This window comes from uncultured Croceicoccus sp. (assembly GCF_947496385.1).
Lineage (GTDB): Bacteria > Pseudomonadota > Alphaproteobacteria > Sphingomonadales > Sphingomonadaceae > Croceicoccus.
This window is the reverse complement of sequence record NZ_CANMCP010000049.1, coordinates 1-469: the sequence shown is the minus strand read 5'-3', so window position 1 is coordinate 469 and position 469 is coordinate 1. Positions and strand designations below refer to the sequence as shown.

Below are 469 nucleotides of genomic sequence, written 5' to 3'. Positions count from 1 at the left end.
CCCGACAACTATCTCGCCGCCGTCAAGCTCATCTGTGCACGAATCTGGTGCGCCGCGTTATGAGTCTACGGCCTAGTCAGCCCGTTCCGGTATTTCCATTCTTCGCCAGAGGTGATCCGACAGGTCGTGATGATGTATGTCCGATTTCCGCTTTCGCTGCGGAACGTCGAGGATCTTGTGTCCGAGCGCGGCATCGACATTTGCCATGAGACGATGCGGTTTTGGTGGAACAGGTTCGGTCCGATATTCGCGGCCGACATTCGCCGCCAGCGAGTTAACCGGATGCGCGGCTTCCAAAAATGGCAATGGCATCTCGATGAGATGTATGTCCGCATGAACGGCGAGATGATGTACCTCTGGCGGGGGCACTGACAGTGCCGCCCAAATACGGGAGCTGGAACACCATCTATCGCCGGTTCCGGCAATGGAGCGAAGCCGGCGTCTGGGAGACCATTGCCGTGACTTTGGC

The 469-nt window shown here is 57.8% G+C and carries 2 protein-coding genes; both read left to right on the top strand.

Features of this window, described 5'->3' with window-relative positions:
- Nucleotides 1-111: 111 nt before the first annotated feature.
- Nucleotides 112-372 carry a transposase gene (locus Q0897_RS16060; protein ID WP_299310435.1) on the top strand — a complete coding sequence of 87 codons (261 nt, stop codon included), beginning with the start codon at nucleotides 112-114 and terminating at the stop codon, nucleotides 370-372.
- A 2-nt stretch (nucleotides 373-374) separates the two neighbouring features.
- On the top strand, nucleotides 375-469 hold a 95-nt coding region (locus Q0897_RS16180), incomplete at its 3' end, for a transposase (RefSeq protein ID WP_366519953.1).